The sequence below is a fragment of the Rhizobium sp. 2YAF20 genome (genome assembly GCF_052114685.1).
Taxonomy (GTDB): Bacteria; Pseudomonadota; Alphaproteobacteria; order Rhizobiales; family Rhizobiaceae; genus Rhizobium.
The window spans coordinates 678,840-695,020 of record NZ_JBFRFF010000001.1 but is presented as its reverse complement, the minus strand read 5'-3'; the positions used below and the strand labels follow the sequence as shown (position 1 = coordinate 695,020).

The 16,181-nt window shown below is 60.6% G+C and carries 14 protein-coding genes; 5 read left to right on the top strand and 9 right to left on the bottom strand.

Features of this window, described 5'->3' with window-relative positions; genetic code table 11:
* Positions 1-4: 4 nt before the first annotated feature.
* Positions 5-706, bottom strand: coding sequence for a ribonuclease T2 family protein (locus AB4Z52_RS03330; protein WP_442216654.1), 702 nt, complete (start codon positions 704-706; stop codon positions 5-7).
* A 207-nt stretch (positions 707-913) separates the two neighbouring features.
* Here AB4Z52_RS03330 and AB4Z52_RS03325 point away from each other — a divergent pair, with 207 nt between their 5' ends.
* The 4 genes from AB4Z52_RS03325 to AB4Z52_RS03310 are packed head-to-tail and all read left to right on the top strand — an operon-like array spanning position 914 to position 5,719.
* Complete coding sequence (locus tag AB4Z52_RS03325; protein ID WP_442216459.1) at positions 914-1,846, top strand: alpha/beta fold hydrolase; 933 nt, start codon at positions 914-916, stop codon at positions 1,844-1,846.
* Positions 1,847-1,862: 16 nt separating this feature from the next.
* Positions 1,863-2,822, top strand: a complete 960-nt coding sequence (locus tag AB4Z52_RS03320; protein ID WP_442216458.1) for a DMT family transporter — start codon at positions 1,863-1,865, stop codon at positions 2,820-2,822.
* An 18-nt stretch (positions 2,823-2,840) separates the two neighbouring features.
* Complete coding sequence (locus AB4Z52_RS03315; protein ID WP_442216457.1) at positions 2,841-4,043, top strand: CaiB/BaiF CoA transferase family protein; 1,203 nt, start codon at positions 2,841-2,843, stop codon at positions 4,041-4,043.
* Complete coding sequence (locus AB4Z52_RS03310; RefSeq protein ID WP_442216456.1) at positions 4,040-5,719, top strand: thiamine pyrophosphate-binding protein; 1,680 nt, start codon at positions 4,040-4,042, stop codon at positions 5,717-5,719. Before AB4Z52_RS03315 ends, AB4Z52_RS03310 begins: the two co-directional genes overlap by 4 nt.
* 47 nt (positions 5,720-5,766) lie before the next feature.
* On the opposite strand, the gene AB4Z52_RS03305 is transcribed toward AB4Z52_RS03310, so the two are convergent.
* From AB4Z52_RS03305 to AB4Z52_RS03295, 3 genes are all read right to left on the bottom strand, one after another.
* Positions 5,767-6,111, bottom strand: a complete 345-nt coding sequence (locus tag AB4Z52_RS03305) for a RidA family protein (protein ID WP_442216455.1) — start codon at positions 6,109-6,111, stop codon at positions 5,767-5,769.
* A gap of 89 nt (positions 6,112-6,200) precedes the next feature.
* Positions 6,201-6,539, bottom strand: a complete 339-nt coding sequence (locus AB4Z52_RS03300; RefSeq protein ID WP_442216454.1) for a TIGR01244 family sulfur transferase — start codon at positions 6,537-6,539, stop codon at positions 6,201-6,203.
* Between the two features lie 124 nt (positions 6,540-6,663).
* Positions 6,664-7,503: a DUF4432 family protein gene (locus AB4Z52_RS03295; protein ID WP_442216453.1), complete on the bottom strand. Its 840-nt coding sequence runs from the start codon at positions 7,501-7,503 to the stop codon at positions 6,664-6,666.
* Between the two features lie 269 nt (positions 7,504-7,772).
* Here AB4Z52_RS03295 and AB4Z52_RS03290 point away from each other — a divergent pair, with 269 nt between their 5' ends.
* Positions 7,773-9,203, top strand: coding sequence for a L,D-transpeptidase (locus AB4Z52_RS03290; protein ID WP_442216452.1), 1,431 nt, complete (start codon positions 7,773-7,775; stop codon positions 9,201-9,203).
* A gap of 69 nt (positions 9,204-9,272) precedes the next feature.
* Here the strand turns inward: AB4Z52_RS03290 and AB4Z52_RS03285 are convergent, their stop codons facing one another.
* From AB4Z52_RS03285 to AB4Z52_RS03265, 5 genes are all read right to left on the bottom strand, one after another.
* Positions 9,273-9,989, bottom strand: a complete 717-nt coding sequence (locus AB4Z52_RS03285) for an AAA family ATPase (RefSeq protein ID WP_442216451.1) — start codon at positions 9,987-9,989, stop codon at positions 9,273-9,275.
* A 236-nt stretch (positions 9,990-10,225) separates the two neighbouring features.
* Positions 10,226-11,374, bottom strand: a complete 1,149-nt coding sequence (locus tag AB4Z52_RS03280) for an iron-containing alcohol dehydrogenase (RefSeq protein ID WP_442216450.1) — start codon at positions 11,372-11,374, stop codon at positions 10,226-10,228.
* Positions 11,371-12,756, bottom strand: coding sequence for an aldehyde dehydrogenase family protein (locus tag AB4Z52_RS03275; RefSeq protein ID WP_442216449.1), 1,386 nt, complete (start codon positions 12,754-12,756; stop codon positions 11,371-11,373). The genes AB4Z52_RS03280 and AB4Z52_RS03275 overlap by 4 nt, the downstream gene beginning before the upstream one ends.
* Positions 12,757-12,973: 217 nt before the next feature.
* Positions 12,974-14,344 carry a glutamine synthetase family protein gene (locus AB4Z52_RS03270; RefSeq protein ID WP_442216448.1) on the bottom strand — a complete coding sequence of 457 codons (1,371 nt, stop codon included), beginning with the start codon at positions 14,342-14,344 and terminating at the stop codon, positions 12,974-12,976.
* A 143-nt stretch (positions 14,345-14,487) separates the two neighbouring features.
* Positions 14,488-16,059 (bottom strand): amino acid permease, encoded by a 1,572-nt coding sequence (locus AB4Z52_RS03265; RefSeq protein ID WP_442216447.1) that lies wholly within the window; start codon positions 16,057-16,059, stop codon positions 14,488-14,490.
* Positions 16,060-16,181: the final 122 nt, after the last annotated feature.

Sequence of the window (16,181 nt, the reverse complement as noted above, 5' to 3'; positions counted from 1 at the left end):
GCGTTCACGAGCCGACGGCTTGTACCACGCCCTGGTCGCAACCGAATTTCGTCGTCCCCGCACTCTGGATCAGCGTTTCGAGCCGGGGGCCGGATGGATCGGGTTCGATCGCATCCTGCGAAAGGCCGATCGTCAGCTCCGATATGACCCTCACCTTGCCGACGCGACGGCAGCTCATCTTGACCCGGTCGCCTGCCCCCTCGCCGAAGCTCTTGTCGAAAGCCTGCTTGATCGTCTCGGCATCGAGCGTCTTGCCGATATTCTGCGCGAAGAGATCGCGCACTGCCGAGGCATTCAATTCGCCGATCAACCCGGCGGCTCCGGCAAAATATTCGTCAGCCGAGAGCTTCGTGCAGGTGCCGTGCTTGATCCACTCATGGCGCTCCAGGCCGGATTGCGTGCCGGGCATCGCCTTTGCGAGAACAGACCGCGTCTTTGTCGATAGCGGCACCTCGGGCAGGCTGTTCCAGTCCTTGTCGCGATCCGATCGCTGCAGATCCTGCGAAACATCACAATATTGCTGCCGCATCGGCCAGAGCCCATGAAGCGAGAAATTCGTCGCGTCGTATGCGTCAGGCTTTTCGTCGCGGCATTCCGCCTTCTTCTGGTTGGTGGCGCAGAAAGCCGGTTCCCAGCTGGCGGCAAGGATGAAGCGCGTGTGTCCACCCTTTTCGCCGTCCTGTGCCGACGCGCCGATTGCCAGCATCTGCAGCAACAGCGCTGCAATAAGCGCCCGAATCCCGAAATGCATACCACCCTCCAAACCAGAACAATATGGGAACAAATAAGCAGCTTGCCGCAATCTTCGCAACCCAGAATCGTAGCGGCTTGAATATTTTGTGCCGTCGCGCCGCCCGGCATTGCAAATCACCTTGGGATGGCCTTTTGTCCCGGCCAGGATGAGGAGAGCTGCATGTTCGCAGAAACAGCCTGGCACGATAGCCCGACAGGTGCTGCACTTGCGCATCATCACATTTCCGCCGAGGGCAAGCCGCGCGGAATTCTGCTGATTTGCCACGGGCTTGCCGAGCATTCGAAGCGCTATGCGCCTTTTGCCAAGGCGATGGCCGCGCGCGGCTACCATGTCTATGCGCACGATCATCGCGGCCATGGTGAAACGAAAGCGGTGGATGCGCCCATCGGCCGCTTTGCCCGGCGCGACGGTGTAAGCTGCGTGATCGAGGATGTCGTTGCCATGCACGATCATGCGGCGGCCCGCCATCCCAGCCTACCGGTCATCCTGTTCGGCCATTCGATGGGCGGTCTTGTCAGCCTCAACGCCGCGGTCGCATTCCCCGGAAAATTCGATGCCGTCGCGGTCTGGAACGCCAATTTCAACCCCGGCCTCGCGGGCCGGCTGGCACAGCTCATCCTCAGGACGGAGCGAATGCTGAAGGGTTCGGATGTTCCAAGCGCGATCCTGCCGAAGCTCACGTTCAGAACGTGGGCGCGGTCGGTTCAAAACCGCCGCACCGCGTTCGACTGGCTTTCCGGCGACCCGCAGCAGGTCGACCGATACATCGCCGATCCCCTCTGCGGCTTCGACGTTTCCGTCTCCCTGTGGCTGGATCTTTTTGAAATGACGTTCCGCGCGCCTCAGACATCTGCGCTTGAAAGATTGCGGAAAGACCTACCGATCCATCTCGTCGGTGGCGGCAAGGACCCCGCCACGGAACAGGGGAAAGCGACGATCTGGCTCGCAAATCATTTGAAACGCCACGGCTTCCTGCGTATCACGACCGAGATCTACCCTGACATGCGTCACGAGACCCTGAACGAGATCGGCGCCGACGTGGCGATATCGTCGTTTGCGGATTGGTGCGATCGGGCAATCGTGCAGTCGTAGGTAACAGGACTTCGAAATGAGCAGCAGCAACATGGTTCGTTCGGCATCAGCCGCTTCGCAGGTGACGACGGGCATCACGTTGATGTTTCTTTCGGTCCTGGTCTCGCCGATCATCGACATCTTCGCCAAGCTCGCCATCGCCACCATCCCCTCGGCGGAAATTACCGCCGCGCGCTTCGTCGTGCAGGCGCTATGCATGCTTCCGATCGTCCTCTGGCGGCGCACATGGGCCGATTTTTCCTGGCGGCAGAGCATGTTTCATGCGATGCGTGGCGCCATCATCACCGTGTCGATGGTCTCGTTCGTGACGACGTTGAAATACATGGCTGTTGCCGACGCCATTGCCATTTTCTTCGTCGAACCCATCATGCTGACGATCCTCAGCAGTATCTTCCTCAAGGAGACCATTGGCTGGCGGCGCTATACGGCCTGCGGGGTCGGCTTCTTCGGCGCGATGTTGATCATCCAGCCAAGCTTCGAGGAGGTCGGCTACGTCGCACTCCTGCCGGTGCTCAGCGCGCTCTGCATTGCCGTCTTTGCGCTGATGACCCGGGTGCTGTCGCATCGGGAAGATCCGTGGGCAATGCAGTTCCAGATGGGCCTGTGGGGGCTGTTGTTCTGCGCTGTCATCCTGTCCTTCGGCCAGGGATCGGGCTCCGATGTATTCGATCCCGTCATGCCGAGAGGCGTCGCTCTTTTCTATCTTTTGGGCGTCGGCGCCATGGCGGCGATCTCGGGAATTCTCGGTGTCTATGCCTATCGCTCGGCCCCGGCCTCGACGCTGGCACCGCTTCAATATTTCGAAATCGTCTCCGCGACGATCTTCGCCTGGCTGGTCTTCGGCGATTTCCCGGATGCAATCAAATGGCTCGGCATCCTCATCATCATGGCGTCCGGTTTCTACATTCTATGGCGCGAGCGCCGCTTTGCATCCAAACCCGTATCGGATACATCTGACGCCACCCGCGCACCCTGAGCGCTGTTCTGGAACGACATGACGAATACACCAATGAAACAGCCCCCGCTTTCCGGCATCCGCGTTATCGAGCTTGCCCGTGTCCTTGCCGGTCCCTGGGCCGGCCAGATGCTGGCCGACCTCGGTGCCGATGTCATCAAGGTAGAAAATCCCGATGGCGGCGACGATACGCGCCACTGGGGGCCTCCCTTCGTCGAGGGCAAGGACGGCGAGAACCTTTCCGCCGCCTACTACCACTCCGCCAATCGCGGCAAGCGCTCGATTACATCAGACCTCAAGAGCGCCGAAGGCCAGGATCTTGTCCGGCGGTTGGTGATGACGGCCGATGTCGTCATCGAGAATTTCAAGCTGGGCGGGCTGACCAAATACGGCCTCGACTATGAGAGCCTCAGGAAGATCAACCCGAAGTTGGTCTATTGCTCGATCACCGGCTTCGGCCAGACCGGCCCCTACGCCGATTTCGCCGGCTACGACTATATCGTCCAGGGCATGTCGGGCTTCATGTCCATCACCGGCGAGCCGGACGGCCAACCGATGAAGGCAGGCGTCGCAATCGCCGATGTCTTTACCGGTATTTATGCAGTCGCGGCGATCGAGGCGGCCCTGATCCACGCGCTGAAAACGGGGCAAGGCCAGCTGGTCGACATGGCGCTGCTCGACGTCCAGTCCGCCGTCCTTGCCAACCAGAATATGAACTACCTGATCTCGGGCAAGGCGCCGGAACGCCTCGGCAATGCGCATCCGAACATTTCTCCTTATGAAGTCGTTCCGGTGGCGGACGGTTTCCTGATCCTTGCGATCGGCAATGACGGCCAGTTTCGTCGGCTTTGCAGCCTCCTCGGCGTCGAGGCCATGGCCAGCGACGAGCGCTATGCGACCAACAAGGCCCGCGTCGCCAATCGCGTTGACGTGCGCCGGCTCGTCTCGACTGAGACGCTGAAATGGCAAAAAGCCGACCTGCTGAGGCTCTGCGAACAGAACGCCGTGCCATCAGGCCCAATCAACACCGTCGAGGAAATGTTCGCAGACCCGCAGATCGTCGCCCGCAAGCTGCGGATCGATCTCAACGACTTCGCCGGCACAAGCATCCCCGGCGTTCGCACGCCGGTCGTCCTGTCGGAAACGCCGCTGCGCTATGAGCGGCCGAGCCCGCGCCTCGGCGAACATCAAGAGGAGGTTCTTGCCGAACTGGCGGACCTCGAGAGAAAGGCAAAAGCATGAAAAGGCCGACTGAAGGGCTAAAAAGGACTGGCGGCCAGCTCATCGTCGAGGCCCTGAAGGCAAACGGCGTCAGACGGATCTCCTGTGTTCCGGGCGAAAGCTTCCTCGCCGTGCTCGACGCATTGCATGATACCGACATCGACGTCATCGTCTGCCGCCAGGAAGGCGGCGCGGCGATGATGGCCGACACATGGGGCCGCCTGACGGGCGAGCCCGGCATCTGCATGGTCACCCGAGGACCGGGCGCGACCAACGCAACGGCCGGCCTCCATATCGCCCGCCAGGATTCGATCCCGATGATCCTTTTCATCGGCCAGGTGCAGCGCGATGCACGCGAGCGCGAGGCGTTCCAGGAAGTCGAATATCGCCGCGCCTTCACCGAGTTCGCCAAATGGGTCGGCGAGATCGACGATGCCGCCCGCATTCCCGAGTTCGTGACCCGCGCCTTTGCGGTCGCAACTTCCGGCAGGCCCGGCCCCGTGGTCCTGACACTGCCGGAAGACATGCTGCGCGATATGGTCGACGCCCCGCACGCCAAGCCCTATGTTAGGGTCGAAAGTCATCCCGGCAAAACCCAGATCGACGACCTCTATCTCAGATTGATCGCTGCCGAACGGCCCATGATCGTGCTCGGGGGCACACGCTGGGACGAGGACGCAGTTGCCGATATCAAAGCCTTTGCCGAACGCTTCCAGTTGCCGGTCGGCTGTTCCTTCCGCCGCCAGATGCTGTTCGATCATCTCCACCCGTCCTATGCGGGCGATGTCGGTATCGGCATCAATCCGGCACTGGGCAAGGAGGTGAAGGAGGCAGACCTGCTCATCCTTCTCGGCGGACGGTTTTCCGAGATGCCGTCATCGGGCTACACGCTGATGGACATCCCCTACCCATCGCAGTCACTGGTGCACATCCATCCGGACCCGTCAGAACTCGGCCGGGTCTACCGCCCCGATCTGGCGATCTGCGCCAGCCCCGCTGATTTTGTCGCCGCCCTCACAGACCTTGAGGCGCCGGCCGAGCCGCGCTGGGCGGAGCGGACAAAGTGCATGCATGGAGCCTATCTCCAATGGTCGACGACGCCAGAGACGAGCCCGGGCCCAGTCCACATGGGCCGGATCATGGATTGGATCGAGGCGAATACGCCGTCTGACGCCATCTTCACCAATGGTGCCGGCAACTACGCCACCTGGCTTCATCGCTTCCACCGGTTCCGCAGGTTCAATACCCAGTCGGCACCAACCTCCGGTTCGATGGGGTACGGCATGCCGGCCGCCGTTGCCGCCAAGCAGTTGTTCCCCGACCGCGAAGTCATCTGCTTTGCCGGCGACGGCTGCTTCATGATGCATGGGCAGGAGTTTGCGACCGCGGTGCAGTATGGCCTGCCGCTGATCGCGCTCGTCATCAACAATGGGATGTACGGCACGATCCGCATGCATCAAGAACGCGACTATCCCGGCCGGGTCAGCGCCACGGCGCTGGTGAACCCCGATTTCGCGGATTTTGCCCGCGCCTATGGTGGCCATGGCGAGACGGTCAAGACGACCGAGGAATTCGGAGCCGCCTTCGAGCGCGCGCGGGCGAGCGGCAAACCCTCGATCATCGAAATCGTGCTAGACCCAGAAGCGATCACGCCGACGCGCACGCTCAGCGAAATTTCCGCAGCAAAAAGCCGGTGAGCTTATGCCCACCGGCTTAAAGTCCTAGTCTAAGCAAACGCTACTGATCAGTCGAGAGCAGCGGTGACGATGAATTCGACCTTGTACTTCGGCGCGGCAAGCTTTGCTTCGCTGGTGGCGCGGGCTGGCGTGTTGGCCGGGTCGACCCAGGCTTCCCAGGCGGCATTCATTTCGGCGAAATAGGCAATGTCGGAAAGATAGATCAGCGTCTGCAGGACCTTTGCCTTGCTGCTGCCGGACGCGGCCAGCAGGCGATCGACTTCGGCCAGTGCCGACTTGCACTGGTCGGTCACGCTTTCGCCCTCGCCGACCTGGCCTGCCAGGTAGACGGTGTTGCCATGAATGACGGCGCCGCTCATGCGCGGGCCGCTGTCGATGCGCTTGATGCTCATTATGTTCTCCTGAACAATCGGTGTTGGATTGGAAATTGCGGGCACCGCAATGCGCAGCACCCAAGGGGCAACGCAATTGCGCGAGGGAACTAAATGCGCATATGCTGGGTCTTCTGGTAGATCGCGGTCGAGCGCGCGCCGGAGCGGCAATAACCAAGCATCGGCCGCGGAAACTCGTCGAGCGCGTCGACCATGCTCAGCACCGCGTCTTCGGTGACGCCCATCGGGCCGACCGGGACATGGGCAATCATCATGCCGAGCTCCTCGGCGCGGCTCGCGATATCGTCGAACAGCGGCTGATCAGGGCTTTCATGATCGGGCCGGTGGCAAACGATTGACTGGAACCCCATCGCCTTGATCTCGTCGAGGTCATCGACGCCGATCTGGCCGGAAACCGAGTACTCGTCGTCGATCTTGCGGATATCCATGGTTCATTCCTCTTTGAAACCGCAGGCCCTCGCGCGGGCCCTGCAAACCGTGGCCACTGATCTACGCCGCACAAATGCGACCGTCAACCGCTCGGACCTGCCATCTATCTTGTCCAAGGCCCGCCTACAGAAACGCGAAGCTGAGCGCGTAATTGCGGCTTTCACCCGGCTGGAGAATGTTGAATTCGCCGGCCGCTTCGAGCTCGGCCCGCAAGACGCCTCGATGCGACACCGGCTCTATGCCAAGGACATGCACCGGGGTTCGCTGGTTGCGCCAGACCTGCAGGAAAGGCAGCGTCTCGGCACTAAACCGCACTCGCAGCGTCTTGCCGTCGGCAACTTTGATCGGTCCTAGTGAAACCTCGGCCCATTTGCCCTCGGTCGCCGGGGACGGTACACAGAAGAGACCGCCGGGCTCCTCGCCGAAATTCCAGGGGAAGCCGCCACCATCGAGCATCGCACCGGTCAGCCTAACGCCGTCGTCGAACCATTTTCCGCCGATATTCATGTGATACATCAGGAAGACGGGCACAGGCACTTTGCTGGTGTTGACGACCCGGTCCATCAGATGCACCTCCCCGGTCTTGCCATCGATGCGCCAAAGCCTCTCCAGCCGAAACGGCCGACCCTCGGCGCCGACGACGTCGACATCCGCCCGGCATTCGGCATTGCCATCTTCGAACCGGGTCCAAAGCACCTTGGCCGGGTTGGCTGAAAGAGAGCCGTGCAATGGGTATTTCCGGCCGCCGAATTCCGGGGCCATCGGTTCGGGATGACGAATATGGTCCGGGCCGCAGGTGAAGAGGAAGCCTTCGACAGAATGGGAAATCCTGGCGTCTCCGTCGTCGGGCACTGCCTTTGCGGGCGATAGATCGACACCACCGACGACACAGGCCCCTATATCCATGACGGAGCCTTCGTCCAACCTGAGCTTCGGACCCTTGTCGGCTGAAAAATCGATCATCGGCAACCATCTCCCCTGTCGGCCTGACGGCAGCGTTAAGACGAGCAATGACTGGCGTCAACCGGCAAGAGTGCATCTTTACCAGCCGCTAACCATGACCAGGCGACAATGCCTGCACCCTTGGAAACCATTTGGATTACCGAACGTTAATCCGCTAACCATTCCGCTGCAAATTTTTATCTTTTATTCAGTATGATGTCGGAAATTCCACATTGCAGTCAAGATTCCAATGTGTGAGTGCCGGACTACTGATCGAGGAAACCACCGACGTGAACCGATTCCTGAGAACGAGCATTGCGCTGGCCGCCGCGATCACGATGTTCGCCGCCGTGTCGCCCAGTGCCGACGCGCAGCAATACTATCGCCAGCGTAGCAGCGATGTGGTCCTGGTCACGCCTGACGGCCGGATTCTCGATCAGGTTCCCGAGCAGGGCGACGTTATCGTCGCACGCGACGGTCGAGGCCGTCGCGTGCTGATCGATCGCCGCGGCAATCTGCTTGCGACCGAAATGCGCGCAAGCACCTACTATCCGAAACCGCCTGTACGGGACGCCTACAATGGTGGCTACCAGGACAATGGCGACGGCAACCGCTACGGCGATACCCAGTTCGGCAACAACAGGGGCTATGGTGTCGATGACGGCTACGGACAGCCGGAGCCCGGAGCCATAACCGGCGGCATTGCGCGCGAAGGCTCGGTCCAGCGGCTTCCTCTCGACAATCAGCAACTGCCCGACGCGAACGGCCAGGCCGATCTCAACAGCAACGACAGCTACGCTTCGCTCGATCCGCAACAGCCGCCGCCAAGCGCCCCGAGGGCCGCACCGGCCGAGCCGGTCATCACCCTAAAGAACAAGTCGAAGATGGAGATCACCGCTCTTGAGGTCTTCCTCGATCGCCAGGGCATATCGCCTGGTGCCATCGACGGCCGCATGGGTGCAAACGTCACCAAGGCGATCTATGCCTACCAGCAGATGACCGGCCAGACGCTCGATCCGAATGATACGGACTCGATCCTGGAGCAGCTTCGAAATTCCGGCGGCATGCCGATCACCACCTACACCATCACCCCGGCCGATGCGGCAGGTCCCTATGTGGCTGAAATTCCCGAGGATTACGCCCAGAAGGCGACCCTGACCTCGCTCGCCTATACCTCGACGACGGAAATGCTTGCCGAGCGTTTCCACATGGATGAGGGATACCTGAAGGAGATCAACCGCGGCGTCGATTTCACCGTACCCGGGACCACGATCAAGGTGATCGATCCCGGCCCGATGAAGACGGGCAATGTCGCTCGCATCGTTGCCGACAAGGGCCGCAAACAGGTCTTCGCCTATGACGCGACGGGCGCGCTGATCGCGGCCTATCCGGCAAGTATCGGCTCGACGGACACCCCCTCGCCCTCCGGCACAGTCACAGTCGAACGCGTCGCCTTCAATCCGGGCTACACCTACAATCCGAAGATCAACTTCAAGCAGGGCGGCAACGACAAGGTACTGGATATCCCGCCCGGCCCGAACGGCCCGGTCGGGACCGTCTGGATGGCGCTTTCCAAGCCGACCTACGGTATCCACGGAACACCCGAGCCCTCGAAGATCGGCAAGTCCCAGAGCCACGGCTGCGTCCGCCTGACCAATTGGGACGCCACCGAACTTGCCAAGATGGTCAAACCCGGCGTCGTCGTCGAATTCGTCGACTAATGAACCAGCCAAGAGAAAAGGCCACCGGTGCAACGTGCCGGTGGCCTTTTTCTGTATCGCGTTCGATATTCAGGCGGCGTCTCTGACAGTGTCGTAGCCGAACCGGCGCTCCGACGCTGTCAAGCGGATGGGCAATATCCGCATCATCTCCTCCGCAAATGCCCTGGCGTTTTCCTGGGCCTTGTCGAGATTGCTGACGCATTGCGGGTCCATCGTCTGCAGCGTGCCGCCACAGTCGAAGATGTCGCGGAAGGCGGAGCGCTCGACGATCGGCGTTTCGAGCACAGGCACCTGTCGCTCCGACAGAAGTGCCTTCACCGTCTGCAGCGCTCGCGTGGTCACCAGCGAGTTGACCCGTGTCAGTATCACGGAATGAGCGATGTGGATCCCTGCCCGCTGCCTCAGACATTGCAGCAGTTCCAGCACCTGCGCGCCGCCTCGCGCGTCCATCGCACAGCCCTGTATTGGGATGAGCACGTGATCCGAAAGGCCGATGGCGGTGGCCAGCAACGCATCGCGCGCACCGGGCAGGTCGACGATGAAATAGTCCGTCTTGTCTTTCTCTTCTTTCAGGTGGATTGGCAGCGAGGTTGTCGTGACGAAATCGATGACGGAGATATTCGCGATACCTCCCGAAATTTCATACCACCGCGAGATCCAATGCTGAGGGTCGGCGTCGAGGATCGTCACTCGATAGCCCCGCCGCGCCAGTTCGGTCGATAGAAGCAGCACGGCGGTGGTCTTGCCCGCCCCGCCTTTGGTATTTGCAAATGTGATGATAGCCATGGGGTTGATCCTGGTGGGGAGCTGCGACATCGCTCCGATCAGCACCTTCGGGATCATGGTGCGATTAACATATCCTTTCGAATTATGGTTAACAAACTAAGAACAGATAAGTCTAATTTACACCCGGCTGTTGCGGCCAATCCCTTGCCATACGATCTGCGAGGCAAAAAGCCCGGGATGCGTTCTTTTGCATTCCGGGCTTTTCTCATGGTCCGCCGCAGGGCCGAGCAAATAGGTCAGAAGCAGTCCTTGAAAAGGGCCTTGGTGTATTCAAGCGTCAAGGGCACAGGATTTCCACCAGCACTCGGATCCTCGATCGCCATCGCCGACAATTCGTCGATGCGGTCGTTGGCAATCCCCATGGACGTAAGATTTTCCGGAACGCCGAGCTCGGCGCGCAGCGCCAGCACGTAATCGTAAAAGCCGTTGAAGCCACCGGAAATTCCGAGATAGGCGGCCGCTCGCGCGATCTTTTCTTCGATGGCCTTGCGGTTGAAGCGCAGCACGGCGGGCATGACGACGGCATTGGTCATGCCGTGGTGGGTGTTGTAGACGGCGCCGATCGGGTGCGATAGCGCGTGGATGGCGCCAAGGCCCTTCTGGAACGCGACGGCACCCATGGCAGCAGCCGACATCATGTTGGCGCGGGCTTCGAGATCTGTGCCTTCCTTATAGGCGCGCGGCAGAAATTCCTTGACGAGACGCATACCTTCCAGCGCGATGCCGGCCGACATCGGATGGTAGAACGGCGATGAATAGGCTTCGAGGCAATGCGCGAACGCATCCATGCCGGTGCCGGCAGTGATGATCCTCGGCATGCCGACCGTCAGTTCCGGGTCGGAGATGACGACGCCCGGCAGGAACTTCGGGTGAAAGATGATTTTCTTCACATGCGTCACCGAATTGGTGATGACGCTGGCGCGGCCGACTTCGGAACCGGTACCGGCCGTCGTCGGGACCGCGACGATCGGCGCGATGCCCTCGACGCTTGCACGCGTCCACCAGTCACCGACATCCTCGAAATCCCAGACCGGTCGGCTCTGGCCGGCCATGAAGGCCACGCACTTGCCAAGATCGAGACCGGAGCCGCCGCCGAAGGCAACGACGCCATCGTGACTGCCGTCCTTGAACGCCTTGACGCCGGCTTCGAGGTTCTTCTCGTTCGGGTTCGGATCGACATCGGCAAAGATGGCGCGGCCAAGTCCGGCCTCTTCAAGAATGTCGAGCGCGTTCCCCGTGATCGCCATCGACGCAAGACCGCGATCAGTCACTAGCAGCGGCTTCTTGATGCCGAGGCTCTTGCAGGCGTCCGCCAGTTCCTTGATGCGGCCTCGTCCAAGCTTGACTGCTGTCGGATAGCTCCAATTGGCTGTGATGTTGCTCATGCTGTGACTTTCTTCAAATGGTAGGATTTGGGACGCGTCAGATTATGGAAACCGAGGACGGAAAGCGAGCCGCCGCGGCCGGTTTCCTTGACGCCTGTCCAGCAGAGCGCCGGATCGAGGTAATCGGCACGGTTCATGAAGACGGTGCCGGTCTCGATTTCCCGACCAAGCCTTGCGGCGCGTTCGCTGTCCCTGGTCCAGAGCGAAGCGGTCAAGCCATAGGGACTGTCGTTTATCAGTTCCAGCGCTTCCGCGTCGCTCTTCACCTTCATGATGCCGACCGCCGGGCCAAAGGTTTCCTCGCGCATGAAGGCCATGGAGTGATCGACATTGACGAGGATCTGCGGCGCCAGGTATGCGCCGCCGTCATCGGCCGGAAACAGCTTCGGATCGACCAGCGCCTTGGCGCCCTTGGCAATCGCGTCGGCGATCTGGTCGCGCACGACCTTGGCAAAACGCTTGTGGGCCATCGGGCCGAGCGATGTCTCAGGGTCTAGCGGATTGCCGAGCTTGTAGTTCGACACCCAGGCGACCGACTTCTCGACAAATGAATCATAAAGCGATTCGTGAACGTAGATGCGCTCGATGCCGCAGCAGCACTGGCCGGAGTTGAACGTCGCGCCGTCCATCAGCGTATCGACCGCCGCTTCAAGATCGGCATCCTCCATGACATAGCCCGGGTCCTTGCCGCCAAGTTCGAGACCGAGGCCGGTGAAAGTGCCGGCCGCCGCCCGCTCCATGGTGCGGCCGCCTTCGACGGAACCGGTGAAATTGATGAAGTTGAAGCTGCCGGCAGCGATCAGCGCGGACGTCGTCTCGTGATCGAGGAAGACGTTCTGGAACACATCGGCGGGCACACCGACTTCGACGAAGGCCTGCACGAGGCGCTCACCGACGAGCAGCGTCTGGCTTGCATGCTTGAGGACGACCACGTTGCCGGCCATCAAAGCTGGGGCCACCGTGTTGATCGCCGTCATGTAAGGGTAGTTCCAGGGCGCGATGACGAAAACGACGCCATGCGCCTCGCGCTCGATGCGACGCTCGAAGCTGGCGCTATCCTCGACGACCATCGGCGCCAGGGCGTCGGCAGCGATCGTGGCAACGTAGTTGGAGCGCTCGTTGAAGCCGCGATATTCGCCGCCATACTTGATCGGCCGACCCATCTGCCAGGCAAGCTCGGGCACGACAACATCCGCCATCTCGTTCAGCCGGGCGACGCCCTTCATCACCAGCTGGACGCGATCTTCAAGCGGACGGCGGGCCCAGTCCTTCTGCGCCCTGCGCGCCCGTGCCACCGCTTCCTTGGCAGCCTCCAGCGACAGCGCCGGACGTTCCGCATAAACCTCCCCATTCACCGGGGAAACGCATGTGATCATGGTCATGATCGAATTCCTATTCTCTATTCACAAACAAAATTTCTTTCGGCGAGGCATCGCCCTCACCCCAGCCCCCCCCCGCAAGCGGAACGAGGGAGCTATTGCAGCTGCCGCTCGCCTCGACTGGCAGTTGAGCGACGGTGAAAGGTGCGTCTATCTCCTTCTCCCCGTCAGGCGGGAGAAGGTGGCCGACAGGCCGGATGAGGGGCATTCGTGGTCTCAATTACGCCCGCTCGAACCCGCGTGCAACTTCCCAGTCGGTGATGCGGCTGTCGTATTGTTCCTGCTCCCATTCGGCAGCCCGCGTATAGTGGTCGATGACATCGTCGCCGAAGGCCGCGCGCAGCATCTTCGATTGCGCCATTTCCACCGTCGCGTGGCGAAGCGTTCTCGGAATCTCGCGGACTTCGCGCGCGCCATAGGCGTCACCGACGAAGGGAGGTTCAAGTTCCAGCTTTCTTTCGATCCCGTCGATGCCGGCTGCCAGAAGGGCTGCGAAGGCCAGATAGGGATTGAGGTCGGAACCGCCGATGCGGCACTCGATGCGGATGCCCTTTGTGTCGGCGCCGCACATGCGATAGCCAGCCGTACGGTTGTCCGTGCTCCAGATCGCCTTGGTCGGCGCGAATGTTCCGGCCACGAAGCGCTTGTAGGAATTGATATAGGGCGCGAGGAAGTAGGTGATTTCGCTGGCATGGTCGAGAAGCCCTGCGACGTAGTGCTTCATCAGCGGCGTCATCCCATGGTCCTCCTTTTCGTCGAAGAAAAGGGGGCTCTTGCCGTCGGCGCTCCATAGCGACTGGTGGATGTGTGACGAGCTGCCGGCAGAGGTATAGCTCCACTTGGCAAGGAAGGTAATTGCCTTGCCCTTGGCCCAGGCCATTTCCTTCGCGCCGTTCTTGATGATCACATGCCGGTCGGCCATGGTCAGGGCGTCGGCGTAGCGCACATTGATCTCCGCCTGCCCAGCCGATGCCTCGCCCTTGGTGTTTTCAACCGGAATGTCGGCGCCCTGCAGCCCCTTGCGGATCGCCCGCATCAGGTCTTCTTCCTTGGTGGTCTGGAAGATGTGGTAATCCTCGTTGTAGGCGCTTGCGAGCGGCAGGTGGCGATAGCCGCAAGCCTGCGCCTGCTCGTAGGTCTGGTCGAAGAGAAAGAATTCCAGCTCGGTCGCCATGAACGCCTTCATGCCCATGGCTTCGAGGCGCTTGACCTGCTTCTTCAGGATGGCGCGCGGCGAGTGAGGCACTTCCTCATGGGTATGATGGTCCATGATATCGCAAAGCACGAGCGCGGTGCCCTCGAGCCAGGGCGTCCGGCGCAAGGTCGAAAGGTCGGGCTTTATCGTGTAGTCCCCGTAGCCCTTTTCCCAGCTCGTCGACTTGTAGCCGGAGACCGTCTCCATCTCCATGTCTGTGGCGAGCAGATAATTGCAGCTATGCGTCTCTTTCCAGGCGCTATCTATGAAGAATTCGGCCTGGAAGCGCTTCCCCATCAAGCGCCCCTGCATGTCGACCTGACATGCCAGAACCGTATCGATGCGCCCTTCGGCAACATCCTTTTTGAGGTCGTCGAACGTATAGCTGGTGCTCATGGTTGATCCGCCTGAAAACTTGAAGAAAAATGACGGGACTTGACAGCGGCCGCATTGCGCAAAGTTGGATTTGCGCAACGCATGTCCTTTCAGTCCGAAGCAGGGCCGCAGGATCGCGGCCCCGTCTGTTGCTGGAATGCTTGTCAGACTTCGCCGACGGCGCGTTCGGCAGCGGCAATATCTCCCTGCCGCTTGGCGATCATGTCGCCGATCGGCGGGCCGAGGAAGCGACGCTTTTCAAAGGCGAACCAGATGATCCCGGTCAGAACTAGGAAGCCGATGGTGATGTAGAGCGCCCACTGGTTCGGTGGCTGCACGCCAATGACGAAGATGATCGCCATGGCGATGATGACCAGAACCGACACGAAGCGATAGGCACCGATGCCCATGTTCCACGGACCCATCTTCGGCCATTTCGCCGTTCCGATGGCCTTGATGCCGAGCACGATCGGCACGGCGAAGGACAGGAACAGGAAGATGACGGTGCACGATACGACGATCGTGTAGGCCGAGGAGCCGGCGATCGTGACCAGAGACGCGCCCCAGACGAACAGCACGGAAAGAACGGCCGCCGTCCAGATGGCAACCGAAGGTGTGCGGTACGACTTGCTGACGCTGGCAAGCGCCTTGGAGAACGGCAGACCGCCATCACGCGAGAAGGCGTAGATCATCCGCGACGCCGAGGTGACGGTCGCAAGGCCGCAAAGGAACTGCGACACGAAGATCGCCACGTAGAGCACCTTGGCGACGATAGGATTGGTGATGCTGTCGATCGTCCAGAAGAACACGTTCCAGCCCTGCTTGGATGCATCGTCCATGTTGGGGATGGCAAGAAGGAAGGCGACCAACATGATGTAGCCGAAGAGGGACGACCACCAGACCGACGATATCATTCCCCTTGGAACGGAGATCGATGCCTTGATGGTTTCTTCGGATGTATGCGCGGAGGCATCGTAGCCGGTGATCGTATAGATCGGCAGCAACAGGCCCAGCGCAAAGATATACCAGATATTGTCGGTCTTCGGCCAGACCGATGCATCACCCGCCGGCGTGCCGGAGTAGTTGGTGAAGGTCCACAGACGGCTGATATCCCATTCCTTGATACCGATCAGGCATACGATTGTCAGCGCCAGGGCGGCAGCGAAAATCAGGTAGCCGGACATATCGGTCAGCTTCGCGGTGAGCTTGATGCCAAAATGGTTTATCAGCGCCTGCAGGCCAGTGATGACTGCGACGAAGATGATCTGGTTGGCAAAGCCAGCAGACGTCGTCGTATCGACATTCATGCCGATCCAGCCGCCAATCGAGCCGGCAAAGAAGCCCCAGGTGCCGGCATTGATGGCGCCGAGCACGGTGATGAGACCAAGAAGATTGAGCCATGCGGTCAACCATCCCGTGAAGCGGTTACCGAGGATCGAACCCCAGTGATAAAGGCCGCCCGCCGTCGGGTAGGCGGACGAAATCTGCGCCATGGCGAGCGCAAAGACGCCTGAGATCAGGCAGCCAATGGGCCAGCCGATGCCGATCGCGGCACCGCCTGCTCCCGAGGTTGCCTGCGCCAGCGAATTGATGCCGCCAGACAGGATGCAGATGATGGAGAACGAGATTGCAAAGTTCGAGAACGAACTCATGCGTCGTTCGAGTTCCTGGGCATAGCCCATGGAATGCAGGATATGCACATCCTGTTTTTTGTCTAATTCGGAATAGTCCGACATGAATGCCCCCTAATTACAGACCATCCGCGGAATTGCGGACAGTCCACCAGCCAAAGTCCGCTCGGAAAACACCGTGCGGCCTGATCGCAGTTAAACTGCTCCCCGGGGTCTTTTTCTTTGTA